Origin of the sequence: Marinobacter sp. X15-166B, from assembly GCF_001752365.1 — a bacterium.
In the GTDB taxonomy this organism is placed as follows: domain Bacteria; phylum Pseudomonadota; class Gammaproteobacteria; order Pseudomonadales; family Oleiphilaceae; genus Marinobacter.
This window is the reverse complement of record NZ_MEIY01000001.1, coordinates 712,655-731,012: the sequence shown is the minus strand read 5'-3', so window position 1 is coordinate 731,012 and position 18,358 is coordinate 712,655. Positions and strand designations below refer to the sequence as shown.

Annotated in this window: 13 protein-coding genes and 1 pseudogene; 3 read left to right on the top strand and 11 right to left on the bottom strand. The window is 58.7% G+C overall.

What is annotated here, in order from left to right; all coding sequences use genetic code 11:
* Positions 1-161: 161 nt before the first annotated feature.
* The 9 genes and pseudogenes from BG841_RS03465 to BG841_RS03425 all read right to left on the bottom strand — a co-directional run bounded on the left by BG841_RS03465 (position 162) and on the right by BG841_RS03425 (position 9,449).
* Positions 162-1,019, bottom strand: coding sequence for an alpha/beta hydrolase (locus BG841_RS03465; RefSeq protein ID WP_070056380.1), 858 nt, complete (start codon positions 1,017-1,019; stop codon positions 162-164).
* Positions 989-2,713: a DUF4105 domain-containing protein gene (locus BG841_RS03460; RefSeq protein ID WP_416202625.1), complete on the bottom strand. Its 1,725-nt coding sequence runs from the start codon at positions 2,711-2,713 to the stop codon at positions 989-991. Before BG841_RS03460 ends, BG841_RS03465 begins: the two co-directional genes overlap by 31 nt.
* 202 nt (positions 2,714-2,915) lie before the next feature.
* Positions 2,916-3,380 carry a DUF3015 domain-containing protein gene (locus tag BG841_RS03455; protein ID WP_070056379.1) on the bottom strand — a complete coding sequence of 155 codons (465 nt, stop codon included), beginning with the start codon at positions 3,378-3,380 and terminating at the stop codon, positions 2,916-2,918.
* Positions 3,381-3,549: 169 nt separating this feature from the next.
* Positions 3,550-4,251 carry an ABC transporter ATP-binding protein gene (locus tag BG841_RS03450; protein ID WP_070056378.1) on the bottom strand — a complete coding sequence of 234 codons (702 nt, stop codon included), beginning with the start codon at positions 4,249-4,251 and terminating at the stop codon, positions 3,550-3,552.
* Between the two features lie 9 nt (positions 4,252-4,260).
* Positions 4,261-5,016, bottom strand: coding sequence for a high-affinity branched-chain amino acid ABC transporter ATP-binding protein LivG (livG, locus tag BG841_RS03445; protein ID WP_070056377.1), 756 nt, complete (start codon positions 5,014-5,016; stop codon positions 4,261-4,263).
* A 6-nt stretch (positions 5,017-5,022) separates the two neighbouring features.
* On the bottom strand, positions 5,023-6,294 hold the full coding sequence (gene livM, locus BG841_RS03440) for a high-affinity branched-chain amino acid ABC transporter permease LivM (protein WP_070058667.1): 1,272 nt from the start codon (positions 6,292-6,294) through the stop codon (positions 5,023-5,025).
* On the bottom strand, positions 6,294-7,217 hold the full coding sequence (gene livH, locus BG841_RS03435) for a high-affinity branched-chain amino acid ABC transporter permease LivH (protein ID WP_070056376.1): 924 nt from the start codon (positions 7,215-7,217) through the stop codon (positions 6,294-6,296). The genes livM and livH overlap by 1 nt, the downstream gene beginning before the upstream one ends.
* A 131-nt stretch (positions 7,218-7,348) precedes the next feature.
* A pseudogene (locus BG841_RS03430) lies at positions 7,349-8,406 on the bottom strand (branched-chain amino acid ABC transporter substrate-binding protein).
* A gap of 95 nt (positions 8,407-8,501) precedes the next feature.
* On the bottom strand, positions 8,502-9,449 hold the full coding sequence (locus BG841_RS03425; protein ID WP_416202611.1) for a tetratricopeptide repeat protein: 948 nt from the start codon (positions 9,447-9,449) through the stop codon (positions 8,502-8,504).
* Between the two features lie 168 nt (positions 9,450-9,617).
* Between BG841_RS03425 and BG841_RS03420 the strand changes: the two genes are divergently transcribed.
* A complete protein-coding gene (locus tag BG841_RS03420; protein ID WP_070056375.1) occupies positions 9,618-10,115 on the top strand; it encodes a MarR family winged helix-turn-helix transcriptional regulator in 498 nt (165 codons plus the stop codon).
* Positions 10,116-10,172: 57 nt separating this feature from the next.
* Here the strand turns inward: BG841_RS03420 and lon are convergent, their stop codons facing one another.
* Complete coding sequence (lon, locus tag BG841_RS03415; protein ID WP_070056374.1) at positions 10,173-12,611, bottom strand: endopeptidase La; 2,439 nt, start codon at positions 12,609-12,611, stop codon at positions 10,173-10,175.
* Between the two features lie 229 nt (positions 12,612-12,840).
* Between lon and trxA the strand changes: the two genes are divergently transcribed.
* The gene (trxA, locus tag BG841_RS03410; RefSeq protein WP_070056373.1) at positions 12,841-13,704 is read left to right on the top strand and encodes a thioredoxin; all 864 of its coding nucleotides are present in this window, start codon (positions 12,841-12,843) and stop codon (positions 13,702-13,704) included.
* 52 nt (positions 13,705-13,756) lie between these two features.
* Here the strand turns inward: trxA and BG841_RS03405 are convergent, their stop codons facing one another.
* Positions 13,757-15,121, bottom strand: a complete 1,365-nt coding sequence (locus BG841_RS03405) for a KamA family radical SAM protein (RefSeq protein WP_070056372.1) — start codon at positions 15,119-15,121, stop codon at positions 13,757-13,759.
* A 566-nt stretch (positions 15,122-15,687) separates the two neighbouring features.
* Between BG841_RS03405 and aceE the strand changes: the two genes are divergently transcribed.
* Entirely contained in the window at positions 15,688-18,351 is a 2,664-nt protein-coding gene (gene aceE, locus BG841_RS03400) for a pyruvate dehydrogenase (acetyl-transferring), homodimeric type (protein WP_070056371.1), read from the top strand.
* Positions 18,352-18,358: the final 7 nt, after the last annotated feature.

The window sequence follows — 18,358 nt, the reverse complement described above, 5'->3', positions numbered from 1 at the left end:
TGCAAGGGCGAGGGGAGTAAACAACTCGTACCTGCAAGCGCGAGGGGAGGCAACAACTCGTGCCTGCAAGGGGAGGGGAGTAAACACCGCGCCTGAAGGGGTGAAGTGGTCTTTTCAGTAGCCCCTCGCCCCTGGCGGGAGAGGGGTTGGGGAGAGGGGGGTTATGGCAGTTCACCTGTTTGTAGGAACTCGGCCACCATCTCCCGATACGCCGGGATCACGAACGTGGCCCCGTGGGGGGTATCGGTGCGCAAAAAGTATTTGGGCGAGGCCGCCGCCCGGTACAGTTGTGCACCGTGATGAAAAGGGATGATGCCATCCCGGGCGCTGTGAATGATCAGGGTGGGCGTGGGCGCTACTCTGGCGATGTAATCCACCCCTTCGTAATCGTCGGGAATGGTCCAGCTCAAGGGCGCCTGCAGGGGCCAGGTCAGCCAGAAGGCGGCCAGTTTTTCCCGCGCGATGGCGCGGAATCCGGCAAAAGTGCCGTCCACAACCAGAGCGTCGATGGCCGGTTGTTCGCCCCGCTGTTGCCAGGTGCCGGCCAGCGCCACCGCGACCGCCCCGCCCAGACTCTGGCCCAGCAGGTACACCGGTTTGTGGCGGGCGCGGGCATCCGCCACCAGCCAGCGTAATCCGCTCTCGGCGTCACGCAGGATGCCCTCCAGATCGGCGGCACCGGTGGATTGGCCATACCCGCGATAATCGATCAGAAACAGGTTGTAGCCGGCTTCCGGCAGCCAGGCGACGTTGAGCAGATGGCTGCTGATGTTCTGGGCGTTGCCGTGCAGAAAGTACACCGTACCGCGACTGGTCCCGACCGCAGGCAGCCACCAGCCATGCAGGCGTTCGCCGTCAGCCGTGCTGACGGTGACATCGTCGTAGCTCAGGTTGAGCCGGTCCGGGGTGAGGTAGGTCACCTGGTCCGGATAGAAAAACAACTGGCTGCAGCCGCCGTGAAACAGGGCGGTTAGAGTCAGGGCCGTGACTAGAAATAAACGTGCAGTCCGACGTGCCATAAGGTGTGATACCGGTCGAAGTGGTGTTCCCGGGTAAAGGCTGCAAAAGCACTGACCGCCCGGGACAGATGCCAGTTGGTGTGCACATACAGTTGGTCCTGACGCTGCAGGTTGTCCACCAGCCAGGCTTTGCGTTTGACGCCCGCCAGGGCACTGACGGTGTGGTGTTGGAAGACCAGCCCCAGATCCGCACCGGGGCCGAGGTCATAACCCTTATTCAGGTCGTCGTCGATTTCCGCGTCGACGGTGGCCAGCGCGAACGCCTGCGTGTTGCTGCCAAGCGCCCAACTGCCACCAACGCCCCCTTCCAGATACGGCGCCAGAACCCGTTTGCTGCCGGTGTCGGTGCGCCGCCCCCCAAAACCCACTTGCCAGGACAGGGGCTGGAAGAAGGCATTGCGGGTCGACAGGGAACGGATGGCCACACCGGTCAATTGCTCCAGCTCCAGGCTCTGGTTATCGGTGTAATAGCGGGCATCTACCCGCAAGAATTCCAGCTCGGCACCGTGGCGGTAGCCGGCCGGCGGGTCCAGCAGATCGTGATAGGCCGGGCGCAGGGTAAGTTGGGTGAAATTCCGATCCGCCCGTCGGCCAGCGGCGACGCTGGCCCGGAAGGTGTTATGCCCCTGGTCGTCGCGCACCGCGGGCACCGTTGGTTCGCTGGTGGCGGTGGTTGCGCTGATCTGGCTGCGGGCAACCAGCAAATCGTGGGACACTGGTGCGGCGTGCTCGCGGGGCCATTTTTTTGCCGCGCTCTGATAGCGGACGTAATCGTAGGTGGCATCGAAAAGCCGGGCCTTGTCCGCCGGTTCGAGGGCCGCCACGTCCGGAGCGTTGACAGACAGTGCCCCCCTGGCCAGCGCCACCGCCAGACGTTGCTGGGCGACGGGTAACTGGCCCAGGGCGTAACTGACCGAGGTGGCCGCCGAGGGGCGGTAATGCACCTCGGCCACCAGATCTTTCGCCACCACCCAGCGGACGGTGTCCGACGGAATGGCATGGGTGCTGACTTCGCCGATCAGGTCCGTACCGGGGCGGGCCGCATCGATCAGGGCCAATAGCCGGTAGGCACAGTTTTCATCGAAAAAGTAATAATCGAAATTACGGTTGCGGATTTCCCAGGTGTGGGCTAACAGGCGCGCCACTTCCGCGGGGCGCAGGTTGAGCCGGTACTCCCACAGATCCCGGTGTTCGATATCGGAATACAGCCGGATCTTTTCATAGTAAGGCTCGACGGACGTCACCCCGGGGTAGCCACCGAAGATGCCTTTGTAGGCAAACAGCAACTCGTTGTCGTGGGCAGCGGCGTCGGCGGCGTAGGAGATGGTATTGGCCAGCAGCAGATTGGTGCTGGCATCGTCCTGCGGGGGGTCCAGCCGCAGAAAGGTGTGGCCGAACATGGAGGACGGGCTGTTCAGGTAAGACGCGGCAAACACCAGGGTGACATGTTCGGCGTTAAGGGTAGCGGTCCACTGATCAAAGGCCGGACAGGCCATGGGGGGCAGTTCGAGCTGAAACTGCTGTTGCAGCCACGCCGCCCGGGCCGGAAACTGGCAGCGGGCATGGCTGTCCCCCTCGCCGTCGGCCTGGATGGCTCGCAGGGTAGCGTCCAGTTCGTCCTTGGGGGAGTGTTTGCCAGCGGGGCTCAGGAAAAAATCAGGGTCATCGGCCTGACTGGTATAACCACCGGTCATTGCCTGCTGATAATGGCCCAGCGTCAGCCACACAGGATCGGTGTGCAGGGGCTGAATTGGTGATTCGGCAAAACAGTGGGTAGCAAACAGCAAACCGGGGGCAAGCAGCCCCGGGCGAAGCAGTGGGAGCATGAGCGGCCATCGTAAGCAGGTGGAGAGGAGCCGTGCCATCCTTGGCTGCTTGCCCGTCCGTAGTTAGCGCTTAGGCTGCGACGTACTTGCTCAGCACTTCATCTTGCAGCATCAGTGCGACAATGCTGTCCACGGCTTCACCGGAGGTGGTGTCGGCCGAGGGTACGATGGTGGCGAAGTTGTTTTGGAGCAAGCTGCGGAAGGCCTCACGGTCAGCTTGCTCGACCCCCAGAAGGACCGCCATGGTGTCCAGATTCTCACCGTTGCCGCGGGACATGTCGCGGGCGATCTTGTCGAAGTTGTTGTCCATGTACAGCGCCAGCGACTGGACCGACTCGTTGGTGTTACAACCCAGTGTGCCGGTGGTCATGCCAAAGGTCTGGTTACCGAAGGTGGCGTTGGTGGTGGCTGCCAGAATATGCGGCGCCGCGCCGGACTGACCCTTCCAGATCATGGCACCCACACCACAACCCGGCTGCGCGAACGCCATGGTAGAGACACCCAGAAGAATTGCACCTGCGATCAGTTTTTTCATTGTCCACTCCATCGAATTTTTGTTTTTCGTCGCTTAAGCACCGTGTGTTGATGCATTGTCTATCAGTGCGTTGACGGTCCTGACGGCTCTGCCCAGGGGGCAAAAATGACCGTAGTCCTGAGTATAGTGCACAACCGCGCCGTGTCACCTTAAGGTTTCGGCCCGGTGGTCAGCCCCCCAGATAGGCCTTGCGCACCTCCGGATTGGCCAGCAGGTTCTTGCCGGTATCGTGCAAACGGATTTTGCCGGTTTCCAGCACATAACCGCGGTCGGCCAGGGCCAGGGCCTGGTTGGCGTTCTGTTCCACCAGGAACACGGTGATGCCCTCGTCCCTCAGTTGGCCGATGATTTCAAAAATCTGTTTGATCACCAGCGGGGCAAGGCCCAGAGACGGCTCGTCCAGTATGATCATCTGGGGTTTGCTCATCAGTGCCCGGCCAATGGCGAGCATTTGCTGCTCACCCCCTGACATGGTGCCCGCCCGCTGATCCTCGCGCTCCTTCAACCGCGGGAACAGCTCGAACACGTGTGCCTGGCTTTTGCTGATTTCGGCTTTGGTGTTAAAAAAACCACCCATGTGCAGGTTTTCAGTCACCGTCAGCCCCGGAAACACCCGCCGGCCTTCGGGCACAATGGCGATTCCGGAGCGCATGATGCTGGCGGTGGGCTGGTGGGTAATGTCACGCCCCTGAAAGGTAATCCGGCCCGCGGACGCCTGCGGGGTGCCGCAGACCGTCATCAGCATGGTGGTCTTGCCAGCGCCATTGGCACCGATCAGGGAAACGATCTCACCCTTCTTGATTTCGACCGAGACCCCATGGAGAGCTTCAATCTTGCCGTAATGGGTGTGAATGTTGTCGAGTACTAGCATAGCAGTTCCTTAGGTCTCACCCAGATAGGCCTTGATAACGTCGTCATTGTTGCGCACCTCATCCGGGGTGCCCGCCGCCAGCGGTCGCCCCTGATTGATGACCGTTATCCGGTCGGAGATTTCCATGACCAGACTCATGTCGTGTTCAATCAGGACCACCGACACGTTGTAATCTTCTTTCAGGCTGTTGATGAGCTGGTTCAGCTCGCGGGTTTCGGCCGGGTTCAATCCGGCCGCCGGTTCGTCGAGCATCAGCAGCCTGGGTTCGGTGACCATGCAGCGGGCGATCTCCAGGCGCCGTTGCTGGCCATAGGCCAGGTTGCCGGCTTCCCGGTTGGCGAGATCCATCAGGCCGACCCGCTCCAGCCAGTAGGCGGCGCGGTCGAGGGCTTTGCGCTCCCGCTCCCGGTAGTCCGGCGTTTTCAGCAGTCCGGCCATAAAGTTGGTATTCAGGTGGCGGTGTTGGGCGACCAACAGATTCTCCACCACCGTCATCTTGGTAAACAGGCGCACATGCTGAAAGGTACGGACCATGCCCATGAGGGATATTTTATGGTCCGATTTGCCCTGAATCTCCTTGCCGTCAAAAATGATCTGGCCGCCACTGGGCTTGTAAAAGCCGCTCATGCAGTTGAATACCGTGGTTTTACCCGCTCCGTTAGGGCCGATAATGGAAACGATTTCCTGTTCCTGTACATCCAGCGAAACCTGGTCGACAGCGAGTAGCCCGCCAAAACGCATGGATAGATTGCGTACTTCAAGCATGGGTTGTTACTCCGCCTTCTTGAGTTTGATGGGGATGCGGCGCACGGGCATCAAACCCTGCGGACGCCAGACCATCATGGTGACCATGGCCGCGCCGAAGATCAGCATCCGGTACTCGGAAAATTCCCGGGCCAGTTCGGGCAGAATGGTGACCGCAATCGCGGCCAGAATAACGCCCAGTTGCGAACCCATGCCGCCCAGCACCACGATGGCCAGAATGATCGCCGACTCGAGGAAGACAAACGATTCCGGGCTGATAAAGCCTTGCTTGGACGCAAACACAGTGCCGGCAAAACCGGCGAAAAAAGCACCGATGGTAAAGGCAGACAATTTAATCGAAGTGCGATTCAGGCCGAGGGAACGGGCGGCGATTTCATCTTCACGCAAGGCTTCCCAGGCCCGACCGACCGGCATTTTCATGAACCGGCGAATGACCAGGGCAGTGAAGGTGGCCAGCACCAGGGCGATCAGGTACAGGAAGATGATTTTGTGGTTGCTGTCGTACGGGATATTAAAGAACTCGTGGAACGAGATATTGCCTTCTTCCTTCACCCGGCGCCCGAACTCCATGCCAAACAGCGTCGGATCGGGAATGCCCCCAATGCCGTTCGGACCACCGGTCAGCTGGGTCCAGTTGTTCAGCAAAATACGGATGATCTCACCAAATCCGAGGGTTACGATGGCCAGATAATCCCCCCGTAACCGCAGTACCGGAAAACCCAGCAGCATACCCGTAAAAGCCGCGAGACCGGAGCCGACAAACAGGGCTTGCCAGAACGTAAAGTCAAAATACTGGTGCAGCAGGGCGAAGGTGTAGGCGCCGACGGCGTAAAACGCCACATAGCCCAGGTCCAGGAGTCCGGCCAGGCCGACCACCACGTTCAGGCCCAAAGCCAGCATGACGTATATGAGCACCAGGGTGGCCAGGTCGACCGAGCCCCGGGAGGCAAAGAATGGCCAGGTCAGCGCCGCCATCAGCAGCAGGATCAGCGCAATGGATTCGACCCGTGCGCGTTTTTCCTGGGACATGGGTTCCCGGTTCGCCAGCGGGGAGAAGCTAGGCAGACGGCCGAGCCCTTTGAAAATAGTGTCCCGAAACAGCTGGAACACGAACACCGCCACAGCCGCCGCCACTATCGCGACCAGAGTGCTGGCGTCGGCGCCGGTCAGCACCACCCGGATGCCCGCGGCTTCCAGTTTCAGCCCGAGAATGGGGTAGGAGATGACGAGCGTAATAATTGCACAAAAAAGTGCATGCTTGACGTTTTGAGCGGCCATCATATTTTCTCAACCTCCGGTTTGCCCAGCAGCCCTGTGGGCTTGAACAGCAGAATCAGAATCAGCAAACCAAACGAGACCACGTCCTTGTATTCACCGCTCAGGTAGCCCGACGTCATACTTTCGGATACACCCAGGATCAACCCGCCCAGCATGGCCCCCGGGATGCTGCCGATGCCTCCGAGGACGGCGGCGGTAAAGGCCTTCAGCCCCGCAATAAATCCGAACAGTGGGTCGACCGAGCCGTAATACATGCCCAGCAGCAGGCCGGCCACAGCCGCCAGTGAAGCGCCAATCACGAAGGTGGCCGAGATAATCCGGTTGGTCTCGATGCCCAACAGGTTGGCCATGCCCAGATCTTGGGAAACCGCCCGACAGGCGCGGCCGATGCGGGAATGGGAGATGAACAGGGTCAGGGCCGACATGCAGACCAGGGTGGCCACAAATATGGTGATCTGCATATAGGAGATGGAGGTCTGGAACGAATCCGGGTCACCAAACTGGAAGCCGCCCTGGATCAGGGCGGGAAAACCCACGTTGCGCGAGCCCTGTGCAAGGTGCACGTAGTTTTGCAGGAAAATGGACATGCCGATGGCGGATATCAGCGGGATCAGCCGGTGGCGGCCCCGCACCGGTCGGTAGGCGACCCGCTCCACCGCCCAGCCCATCGAGCTGGACACCAGCACCGCGCACACCAGCGCCACCACCAGGATCAGCGGCAGCCAGGCAATCCCGAGGGTTGCGAGGCCGGTAATCGCAATCAGCGCGGTATAGGCGCCGATCATGTATATCTCACCGTGGGCAAAGTTGATCATGCCGATGATGCCATAAACCATTGTGTAGCCAATGGCGATTAAGGCATAGGCACTTCCGATGGCGAGACCGTTAATGAGTTGCTGAAGAAAATACAGAAAATCTGGCATAAGTTATAACTCCGACAGCATGACTGCGGCCCTGTCAGTTCAGAGGCTTCTGGTTAAGCCCGGAAAAACACCTTCCCCCGGATCGCGGTGGGAAGGTGTCTTCATGGTTATCGGTCAGTAGGGTTTACTGCTCAGTTTTGCGGAGTTTTACTGCCGTCGGAGTGCCATTCGTAGACCACGAACTCAAACGACGTCATGTCGCCCTTGTCGTCGTACTGAACAGGACCGATGGGGGTTTCAAAGGAGTGGCTGCGCAGCGCTTCGGCCACCGCCATCGGGTCGGCGGAGCCGGCTTTTTCGATGCCCTCGGCGATCAGCTGTACGGCCGCGTAGGAGGTAAGGACAAACGGCCCGGAGGGGTCTTCGTTCTTGCTGGCAAAAGCATCGACCAGGTCTTTGTTTCTGCTTTTTCGTCAAAGCTGGGGGGCAGGGTGACCAGCAGGCCCTCCGCCGCCTCGCCGGCGATGGTGTTGATGTCGTTGTTACCGACCCCTTCAGGGCCCATGAAAACCGCGTCCAGGTTGGCCTGGCGGGCCTGACGGAGAATCAGTCCCAGCTCCGGGTGGTAGCCGCCGAAGTAGACGTAATCGACATCGGCCTGTTTGAGCTTGGTGATCAGCGATGAGAAATCCTTGTCACCGGCGGTAATCCCTTCAAACAGGGCCACCTCGACGCCTGCTTCCTTGAGGGTGTCGCGCACTGCGGTGGCGATGCCTTCACCGTACTGTTGCTTGTCGTGGATTACGGCCACGGCGTCGGGGTTCTTGCTGGCAATGTGGTTGCCGGCAACGGGCCCTTGCATGCTGTCCAGGCCGATGGTGCGGAACACCAGTTCGTAGCCGCGCTCGGTGATTTCCGGGCTGGTGGACGCGGGCGTGATCATCAGTATGCCTTCGTCTTCATAAATATCCGACGCTGGCTGGGTGGAACTGGAGCACAAGTGGCCCACCACAAACTGCACCCCCTGGTTGACCAGCCGGTTGGCGACGGTCACCGCTTGCTTGGGGTCGCACACATCGTCGACTTCGACGCCGACCAGTTTCTCTCCCAACACGCCGCCTGCCGCGTTGATGCGTTCAATCGCCATGCGGGTGCCGGAAAACTGCATGTCACCGTATTGGGCAACGGGACCGGTCATGGGTCCGGCGATGCCAATTTTGATATCAGCAGAGGCGTAGCCAGCTCCCATCAGGGCGGTGGACACAGCAATTGCGGAAGCGAGTGATTTAATAGTTGTTTTCATTGAGTCTGTCCTACATTGGGTCAGGGTTATTTTTGGTATTCTCAGACCACTGCAGTCTGGGTCTCCTCAGTGTAGACCAGACTGCAAAAGCGATCATGCTCATGAAGTTGCGCAAAGCTTTGATCTGTAGAAGCATCATCCCTATATGCTTCGGAAATATCAATTGCCATGGCAAGATTGTTGACGGCATCTTCCCAACGGCCTATTTCGGCGTAGGCACACGCCAGCTGATAAAGGGCATGGCCATTGTCGGGCGCCAGTTTGAGCGCCCGCAAGCACAGGCTGATGGCCCACAGGGGTTCCTGCAATTCCAGCACCGCGTCGGCCTTGTAACTCAGGGCCTCCACATCGTCGGGACGAAGCTCGAGAATCTGGTCATAGACCGTTATCTTGTTTTGTTGTGAGGGCTCCTGGCTGGCCTTCAGCCACAGCGAGTGGACTTCGTTGGTGCGCTCGATGTCGGCCTGGTTCTGGTGAATGATGTCGGATTTTTGCTTCAGTTGTTCCTCGATATCTTTGAGACGCTGCTCATACACCACCACCAGTTCGTTGACCCGATCTTCCGCCAGATTTGTCAGCTGCTGACGCATATCTCTGATAGAATTCCAGCCGATCAACACGAGAATGGAAGTGGCTGCCGCGATCAGGTAAAAAAAGTAGGTCACGGTGTCGGTGGCATAAGACATGCTCTTGTCGGCGACGGACAGTTCTTTGTTAACGACCTTTTCAATCAATTCCGCACGGGTGTTGAGCAGGTCTGTACGCAACGACCTGACCTCATCGAGCAGGTAGCGCTCGATAAAGGGGTTGTAGAGGGGTTCGTCCAGCTCGGCGACCCGTTCGGCTACGTCAGCCTCGCGAGCCTCTTCGGGCGGCTCCTCAGACAACGCGGGTGTCGACAGCAACAGCGCACCGGCCAACAGCCAGGCCAGTAGCGGGGTGGTCAGCAAATGGGACCATTGCGCTAACAGAGGCGCCGGGTTACTCATTGAATACATCGTCCAGTCTGGGGGCATCAGAGCCGTGGTTTTGGCGCAGCGACCGGCGGCCGGTCCTATTTGCCTTTCTGTTGTTCAGAGATTCTAATTGTAGAAGTCATCTATAATGTTTATACCTGTTAATTTCGCGAATTCAAGAGCATATGCCGGAGTGGTCTATTGAATAATTACGAATTGGTACTTGTGTCCTTACGGCGTGTCATCCGGGCCACGGACCTTCATTCCAAGCGCCTGAGTAAGCACGTAGGCCTGACGGGACCCCAGTTGCTGATCATGCGGTCGATCCGGGATCTGGGGGAGGTGACCATCGGCACCATCGCCAATAAAGTCAGCTTGAGTCAGGCGACCGTGACCACGATTCTGGACCGCCTGGAATTACGCAACCTGGTCTATCGGGTGCGCAGTACCCGGGACCGGCGCAAGGTGCACGCCCACCTCACCGAAGAAGGCGAAAAAATTCTGGCGCGGGCTCCGCAACCCCTGCAGGAAGAGTTTACCAAGAAGTTCCAGGCCCTTGAGGAGTGGGAGCAAAGCATGATAGTTGCGTCTTTGCAGCGGGTGGCTCACATGATGGACGCCGACGATATCGATGCCTCCCCGGTGCTGGAGGTGGGCTCGGTGTTGCAGGAAGATGATTGGAAAGCACAGGACAAATGACTCGCCGTGCGCGGCGCCCGGGTGGAAACCGGGGCCGCGCAACCGCCGTGCTGATGCTCAGTGCACACTGGGGCGCTTTGGGGTTTTGTTGACGAAACACACCTGATACACGTCGCCATAATGCTTGGCAAAGTGCACCGTCAGCCCTTTTTTCAGGTAGTCCGGCAACTCATCGTAATCCCCCCGGTTGGCGTCGGGCAGAATCAGCGTCATTATTTTCTGCCGGCGGGCAGCAATCACTTTCTCGCGAATCCCTCCCACGGCCAGCACCTGCCCGGTCAGGGTCAGCTCACCCGTCATGGCCACCTCGGTGTGCGGCGCTTCCTGCCGGGCAATGGACAGCAGGGCCGTGGCCATGGTCACGCCGGCACTGGGGCCGTCTTTGGGGGTGGCGCCTTCCGGCACATGAATGTGCACAAACGACTTGTCGAAGAAGGCCGGGTCGCCTTTGTAGCGCTTCAGGTTGGAAGACACATAGCTGTAGGCAATCTCGGCCGACTCCCGCATGACTTCGCCCAGCTGGCCGGTGAGTTTGAAGCCACGCTGATTGGTATGAATGCGCGAGGCTTCCACACTCAACGTGGCGCCGCCCATGGCGGTCCAGGCCAGACCGGTGACTACGCCCACCCCTTTGAGGGCGTGTTCTTTGCGGAACGAGGGCTGCCCCAGGTACTCCACCACATCCGCCACGCCGACCCGTACCGGTACCTCGGGTGCTTCCAGCAGCTTGACGATTCCCTTGCGCACAATCCGGTGCAGCAGCTTCTCCAGATTCCGCACCCCGGCTTCCCGGGCGTAGCCGTCAATAATGTGTCGCAGCGCGGCGTCGCTGATGTTTAGTTGCTTTTTCAGCAGCTTGCTGCGTTTCAACAGGCGTGGCAGCAAGTGGTGCTTGGCAATGGCCAGTTTTTCTTCGGCGATGTAACCCGACAGGCGCACCACATCCATGCGGTCGAGTAATGGCCGCGGAATGGTGTCCAGCTGGTTGGCGGTACAGATGAACAGCACATTGGACAGGTCCATGCGCACATCCAGGTAATGGTCCAGAAACTCCCGGTTTTGTTCGGGGTCGAGGGTTTCCAGCAGGGCCGAGGCCGGGTCGCCCTGGAAGGAGGAGCCAATCTTGTCGATCTCATCCAGCATGATCACCGGGTTCGAAACCTTGGCGTCTTTCAGGGCCTGCACAAATTTGCCCGGCATGGCCCCGATATAGGTGCGACGGTGGCCTTTAATCTCGGCTTCGTCCCGCATGCCGCCGACGCTGAAACGATAAAATTCACGCCCTAACGCCTCTGCAATGGAATGGCCGATGGAGGTTTTACCCACCCCTGGCGGGCCGACCAGCAGCAGGATGGAACCCGATACTTCACCCTTAAAGCTGCCTTCTGCCAGGAACTCGATCATCCGGTCCTTCACTTCATCCAGGCCGTCGTGGTCCTTGTCGAGGATGCGGCGGGCTTCTTGCAGGTTAAAATGATCTTCGGAGTGCCGGCCCCAGGGCACCAGAGTCAGCCAGTCCAGGTAGTTACGGGTCACTCCGTACTCCGGGGAGCCCTGTTCCAGCATCTGCAGCTTTTGGACTTCTTCGTCAAACCGCTCAACCACATGGGCGGGTGGGTCCAGGTCGGCCATACGCGCCTCGAAGCGCTCAACGTCCGCGGTTTTGTCGTCTTTGGCGATACCGAGTTCCCGTTGAATCACCTTCAGTTGTTCCCGCAGGAAGAAATCACGCTGGTGCTTCTGCACCTTGTCGTTAACCTCATCGCTGATTTCGGTCTGCAAACGGGCCACTTCCTGCTCTTTGCGCAGCAACAGCAGTACCTTCTCCATCCGCCGCAGCAGGGGCACGGTGTCGAGAATATCCTGCAACTCCGTCCCGGGGGCGCTGGTCATGGAGGCACCGAAGTCGGTCAGCGGCGAACTGTCCTCCGGACCGAACCGCGACAGGTACTGTTTCACCTCTTCGCCGTACAGCGGGTTGGTGCGCAGCAGTTCTTTAATGGCACTGATGATGGCCAGGGTGTAAGCCTTCAGCTCATCGGCGTCTTCTTCCGGGGCGTCGGGGTATTCCACCTCGACCAGATAGGGTGGTTTGCGCCGCAGCCACTGCACAATCTTGATGCGTTGCAGGCCCTGGGCGACAAACTGGATTTTGCCGCTCTCCTGCTGTGCATGGTGTACCCGAACCGCACAGCCGATGGTTTCCAGCTGGTCGCTGGAGGGAATGCGCTGGTCAGGGCCGAGGTCTTCGCTGAAACAGATCCCCAGCACCCGGTGATCGGTTTCGCCGACCCGTTTAAGGGTCTCCTGCCACGGGTCTTCATTCACCATGACCGGTTGCACCTGGGCGGGGAAAAAAGGGCGATTGGACACCGGCAGGATGTACATCCGGCGGGGCAATGCCTGTTGCGGCAAAATCAGGCTTTTGCTGTTTTCGCCTTTACCAATGTATTCCGTAATATCGTCATCGTTAGTGTTACGGTTCTCGTCAGTCATACCCTCTCAACTTCCATCAGTAATGGATTGGGCGCATCACTCATGCAGAAGCGCATACATGGCTATATATCTGGCGGCGAAAGTCGGTAATTCAAGGACAAAGGCAATAATCGTGTTCACTTGCGGCGGATATAACCATCGGGCAGGCTTGAAATTTCGTAACTTGCCTTCACTATCAAAGTAATGCACAAGTCTGTGAATCAATCAGCTATCTCACTAGGAATGTACCATGAGCGACTCCCCCTATATATTCGACGCGACGGCAGAAAATTTTCAGGAATCGGTTATGGATGCGTCGTCCCGGACACCGGTTCTGGTCGACGTCTGGGCCGACTGGTGCGCGCCTTGCAAGCAGTTGCTGCCGATCCTTGAAAAGCTGGCGCGCGAATACAAGGGGCAGTTTCTGCTCGCCAAGGTAAATGCGGACGAACAGCAACAGCTGACCGCCAGTCTGGGGGTGCGCAGTCTGCCCACGGTGATACTGGTGAAAGACGGTCAGGCAGTGGATGGCTTCAACGGTGCCCTGCCGGAAGGTGAAGTCCGGGCGGTGTTGGACAAACACGTGGAGGCGCCTGTTGAAGACCCCTACGAAACCGCGCACAAACGTTGGCAGGAGGGGGATCTGGATGGTGCCCAGACGATCCTGGCCGAGCTGAATCAGGCCGACCCGGACAACATAAAAGTGTTGATTGATCTGGCGCAGCTGAAAGCCGAGCAGGGCGATCTGGAGACCGCCGAGCAGGTGTACGACAGCCTGCCCCCGGAAGACAAGCTGCAGCACCAGGCCAAGCAGCTGGCGGCGCGTATCAAGTTTCTGAAGCAGTCTGCCGAACTGGCACCGGTCAGCGAGCTGGAAGCCACCCTGGCCGCCAGCCCTGACGACGCCGACGCCCTGCACCAGCTGGCCCTGCACCATGTGCTGCAGGAGAACAACGCGCAAGCCATGGATCTGTTGATCCGCTTGATGCAGGCGGACAGCAAGTACAAGAACGAGGTGGCCAAAACCACCTTGATCGAATTGTTCGACAAGCTGGGCAGCGCCAACCCCGATGTGCGCACCTACCGGCGCAAGCTGTACACGTTAATGCATTGATGGTGCTCTTGAGGGGGGCAGACTGGCGTCAGCCCCCCAGACCCGTCCGGCCTCAGCCGTTGCCTTTCCGCATCGCGTCATACTCGTCTTCAAAAAAGAACTTCTCTTCGCCAAACGCCGGCTTCAGATCGGGCAGCCAGGTAGCGGTTTCGCTGTATTTGGCGAAGAACGGGCGCTGCACCCAGTCCGGGTTGCGGCCTTGCAGGAAGCGCAGTACGAACACCTTCTCGCCGTGGATTTCGGTGATGCCCTGAATCTCCACTTTGCCGGGACCGGCGCTCATACTCGGGCCGCGGGCGGTGCGGGCCAGACCGCTGACTTTTTTCATGGCCTCGCGGTAGATGTGGAACGCTTGGGCCAGGGGTACTTCAAAGTAGGCCTTGGCGCCGGTGTCCCGTTCTACAAACATGTAGTAGGGGATGATGCCCAGCTGCACTTCCTTGTTCCACAGTTTGGCCCAGTCGTCGGCGTTGTCGTTGACGTGCTTGATCAGTGGGCCCTGGGCGCGGATTTCGGCTCCGGTGGCGCGGATGCGGCGGATGGCTTCTTCGGCGATGTCGGTGCTGATTTCCTGCCAGTGGTTGTAGTGGGCCATGATGGCCAGGTGCTTGCCCGCATCCACCAGGCGGGCGAACAGCTCGATCAGCTCATCCGCGTCTTTGTCGGTGACAAAGCGATAGGGCCAGAAGGTCAGGGCCTTGGTGCCGATGCGGATGGTCTGGATGTGATCAAACTCCGGTGCCAGCAGCGGTTCCAGGTATTGCGCCAGACTGCGGGTTTTCATCACCATCGGGTCGCCGCCGGTCACCAGCAGATCGGTCACCTCTTTGTGTTCCTGCAGGTAGCCGTGCAGCTTGTCGGCTTCGGTGCTGGACATCTTCAGGTCTTTGTCACCGACAAATTGCGCCCAGCGGAAGCAGAAGGTGCAGTAGGAGTGACAGGTCTGCCCCTGGGCCGGGAAAAACAGCACGGTTTCGCGGTATTTGTGCTGGATGCCGTCCAGCACTTCGCCGCCCAGCGTGGGCATGTTCATGTCCATCTGGCCGGCGGGGTGGGGGTTCAGCTCGTCGCGGATATCTTTGGCGAGCGCCTGAATGGCCTTGCGGTCAGCGCCTTCCCGGTGCAGGGCGGCCATGCGGTCAAAGTGCTCGTCTTTGAGCATGCCCTTTTGCGGAAACACCAGCTGATAGATGGGGTCGTTGGGTACCCGGTCCCAGTTGATCAGTTCGTTGATGACGTATTCATTGACCCGGAAGGGCAGCACGCTGGCCACCACCTTCATTTCAAACAGCGTTTCGGCGGGCAGTTGCTGGATGACGTCGATTTTGTCGAACTGACGGTCGGTGTACACGGTGAAGCGCCTTTCTTCGAACTCGGCCGCCGGGATGCGGTTCGGAAATGTGACGATGGAGTTCATGGATCGTCCTCTTGTAATTGTGAATGTGGCTATACGGAAAAGAAAAAGGAGGGTAGTTAAAAACCGCTCGAAAGATCTGCAAAGTGAGCGCGAAGTATACAGCAGTATGCGGAAGTTTTCAGTACTAATGAACATTTTCGGTCGTGGCGCCCTGTTCGCGGAATCTGGCGTGTTTTCGGCGAAAAAAGGCCACTGTCAGTGATTTTTTATTGGCAAATTGTTTTGAGGTCTTTGGTTTTCCGGCGGGTCGGCGGACAAAACTAATACATTGGTCTGAGCGCTCTTGAGGGTTTGGTAAAAAAACGTCATTATTTGCGGTGCTTTAGTGTTATTGTCAGTTTTCGCGGTTAAATTTCGGTTTTTTTCGTTTTTTTGTAGTAAAAAGCACAACATTCACGGTTCGGCGGTGTGCAGTTTTTGGGGAGTGCCGCTGCAGGCCGGGCATCCCGGGGGTGCTGGGCTATGCTGTAAACACACAATAATTTCAACGCCCCAGTTCAAGGTGGCGACTGCCACAGCAGCCCGCCGTGGTGGGCTTATGTGCGAAATGCCAACGGGAGGATTTGATGTACCAGGACGATGATCCCACAGAAACCAGCGAATGGCTGGATGCGTTAGAATCCTTGATCGAGCACGAAGGTGTCGATCGGGCCAAGTTTATTCTGGAGCGTCTTTCCGAACGCGCCAGCCGGGACGGCACCGAGCTGCCCTACAGCATCACCACACCGTTCCGTAATACCATTCCAGTCAATCAGGAAGCCCGCATGCCGGGTGATTTGTTCATGGAGCGGCGCATTCGCTCGCTGATTCGCTGGAATGCGCTGGCCATGGTGCTGCGGGCCAATCGACGCCCTGGCGATCTGGGCGGCCACATTTCTACCTTTGCCTCTTCCGCAACCCTGTACGATGTGGGTTTTAACTACTTTTTCCACGGTGGCGGCGACCAACGCGAATCGGATCTGGTTTATTTCCAGGGGCATTCATCCCCCGGAATTTACGCGCGTTCGTTCCTCGAGGGCCGTTTCAGTGAAGAGCAGCTGGACAAGTTCCGTGAAGAGGTCGATGGCAACGGTCTGCCCTCCTACCCACACCCCTGGCTGCTGCCCGACTACTGGCAGTTCCCCACCGTATCCATGGGGTTGGGGCCGATTCAGGCGATCTACCAGGCCCACGTGATGAAGTACCTCCACAGCCGCGAGCTGATCGATATGGAAGACCGCAAGGTCTGGTGCTTTATCGGCGACGGTGAGTGCGACGAGCCGGAAACCCTGGGGTGCATCTCCAAGGCCGGCCGTGAGAAGCTGGATAATCTGGTGTTCGTGGTGAACTGCAACCTGCAGCGGCTGGATGGGCCGGTGCGTGGTAACGGCAAAATTATCCAGGAACTGGAAGGCATCTTCCGCGGTGCCGGCTGGAACGTCATCAAGGTGGTCTGGGGGCGCATGTGGGATCCCCTGTTCGATAAGGACGTCGATGGCGTGATGCAGCACACCATGGACGAGCTGGTCGATGGCGAAATTCAGAATTACACCAGTAACGGTCCGGTGTATACCCGTAAGCACTTCTTCGGCAAGAACCCCGAGCTGGCCAAGCTGGCAGAAGATCTGACCGATGAAGACATCAACAACCTGAACCGGGGTGGTCACGATCCCTACAAGGTGTATGCGGCCTACCATCGTGCGGTCAACAGCAACAATGGCAAGCCCACCGTTATCCTGGCGCACACCATTAAAGGCTATGGGTTTGGCGAAGCGGGTGAAGGCCAGAACACCACCCACTCGCTGAAAAAACTGGATCTGGAGACCCTGAAGGGCTTCCGGGATCGTTTTGCGGTGCCCATCAAGGACGACGAGCTGGAAAACGTGCCCTATTACCGGCCCGCTCCGGACAGTCCGGAAATGGTCTACATGCGCAAGCGCCGTCAGGATCTGGGTGGGTTTCTGCCGAAGCGCCGCAAAGACAGCCAGCCCCTGAAGATTCCCGATCTCGATATCTTCAAGAACGTGCTGGAAGGCTCCGGTGGGCGTGAAATTTCCACCACCATGGCGTTTGTGCGCATTCTCTCTGCACTGGTGAGAGACAAGCGCGTGGGCAAACGGGTCGTGCCGATTGTTCCCGATGAAGCCCGTACCTTTGGTATGGAAGGCATGTTCCGGCAGTTGGGGATCTACACCGCCGAAGGTCAGAAGTACGTGCCCCAGGACCGGGAACAGATCATGTACTACAAGGAAGATAAAAAAGGCCAGATCCTGCAGGAAGGCATTAACGAAGCCGGTGCCATGGCGGCCTGGATGGCGTGTGCCACCTCTTACAGCAACAACGGCTTTCCGCTGATTCCGTTTTACGCCTACTACTCCATGTTCGGGTTCCAGCGGGTCGGCGATCTGGCGTGGGCGGCGGGGGATATCCAGGCCCGTGGCTTCCTGATCGGCGGCACCGCCGGACGGACCACCCTGAACGGCGAGGGGTTGCAGCATCAGGACGGTCACAGCCATCTGCTGGCGCAGACCATACCGAACTGTAAAGCCTACGACCCCGCCTACGGTTATGAAATGGCGGTGGTGATCCATCATGGTATGAAGGAGATGTTCGAGGAGAACAAAAACCTGTTCTACTACCTGACCATGATGAACGAAAACTACGAGCAGCCGGCGATGCCGGAAGGGGTCGAGGACGGCATCATTCAGGGCATGTATTTGCTGGAATCGGTGGAAGCCAAGGGCAAGAAAAAAGCACATCGGGTCCAGTTGCTGGGCTCCGGTGCCATTCTCAACGAGGTTCGTGCCGCGGCTCAGATGCTGAAAGATGATTTCGGTATCGCCAGTGATGTGTGGAGTGTCACCAGCTTCAGCGAGCTCGGCCGTGACGGCCTGCACGTGGAGCGCTGGAACCGCTTGCACCCGGACGACAAACCCCGTCAGGCGTACATCACCCGCTGTCTCGACGGTCAGAAAGGCCCGGTGATTTCGGCCACCGACTACATGAAGCTTTATTCAGAGCAGGTCCGTGCCTTCGTGCCCGGCACCTATCTGACCCTGGGCACCGACGGGTATGGGCGCAGTGATACCCGCGAAACACTGCGCAGCCACTTTGAGGTGGATCGTTACCACGTCACCGTCACGGCCTTGACCGGGCTGGTACGTGACGGCGAAATCAAAGAGGACGTTGTTCTCGAAGCGATGCGTAAATACGGCATTGATCGCAACAAAACCAACCCCGCGCTGTGCTGAGGAGACC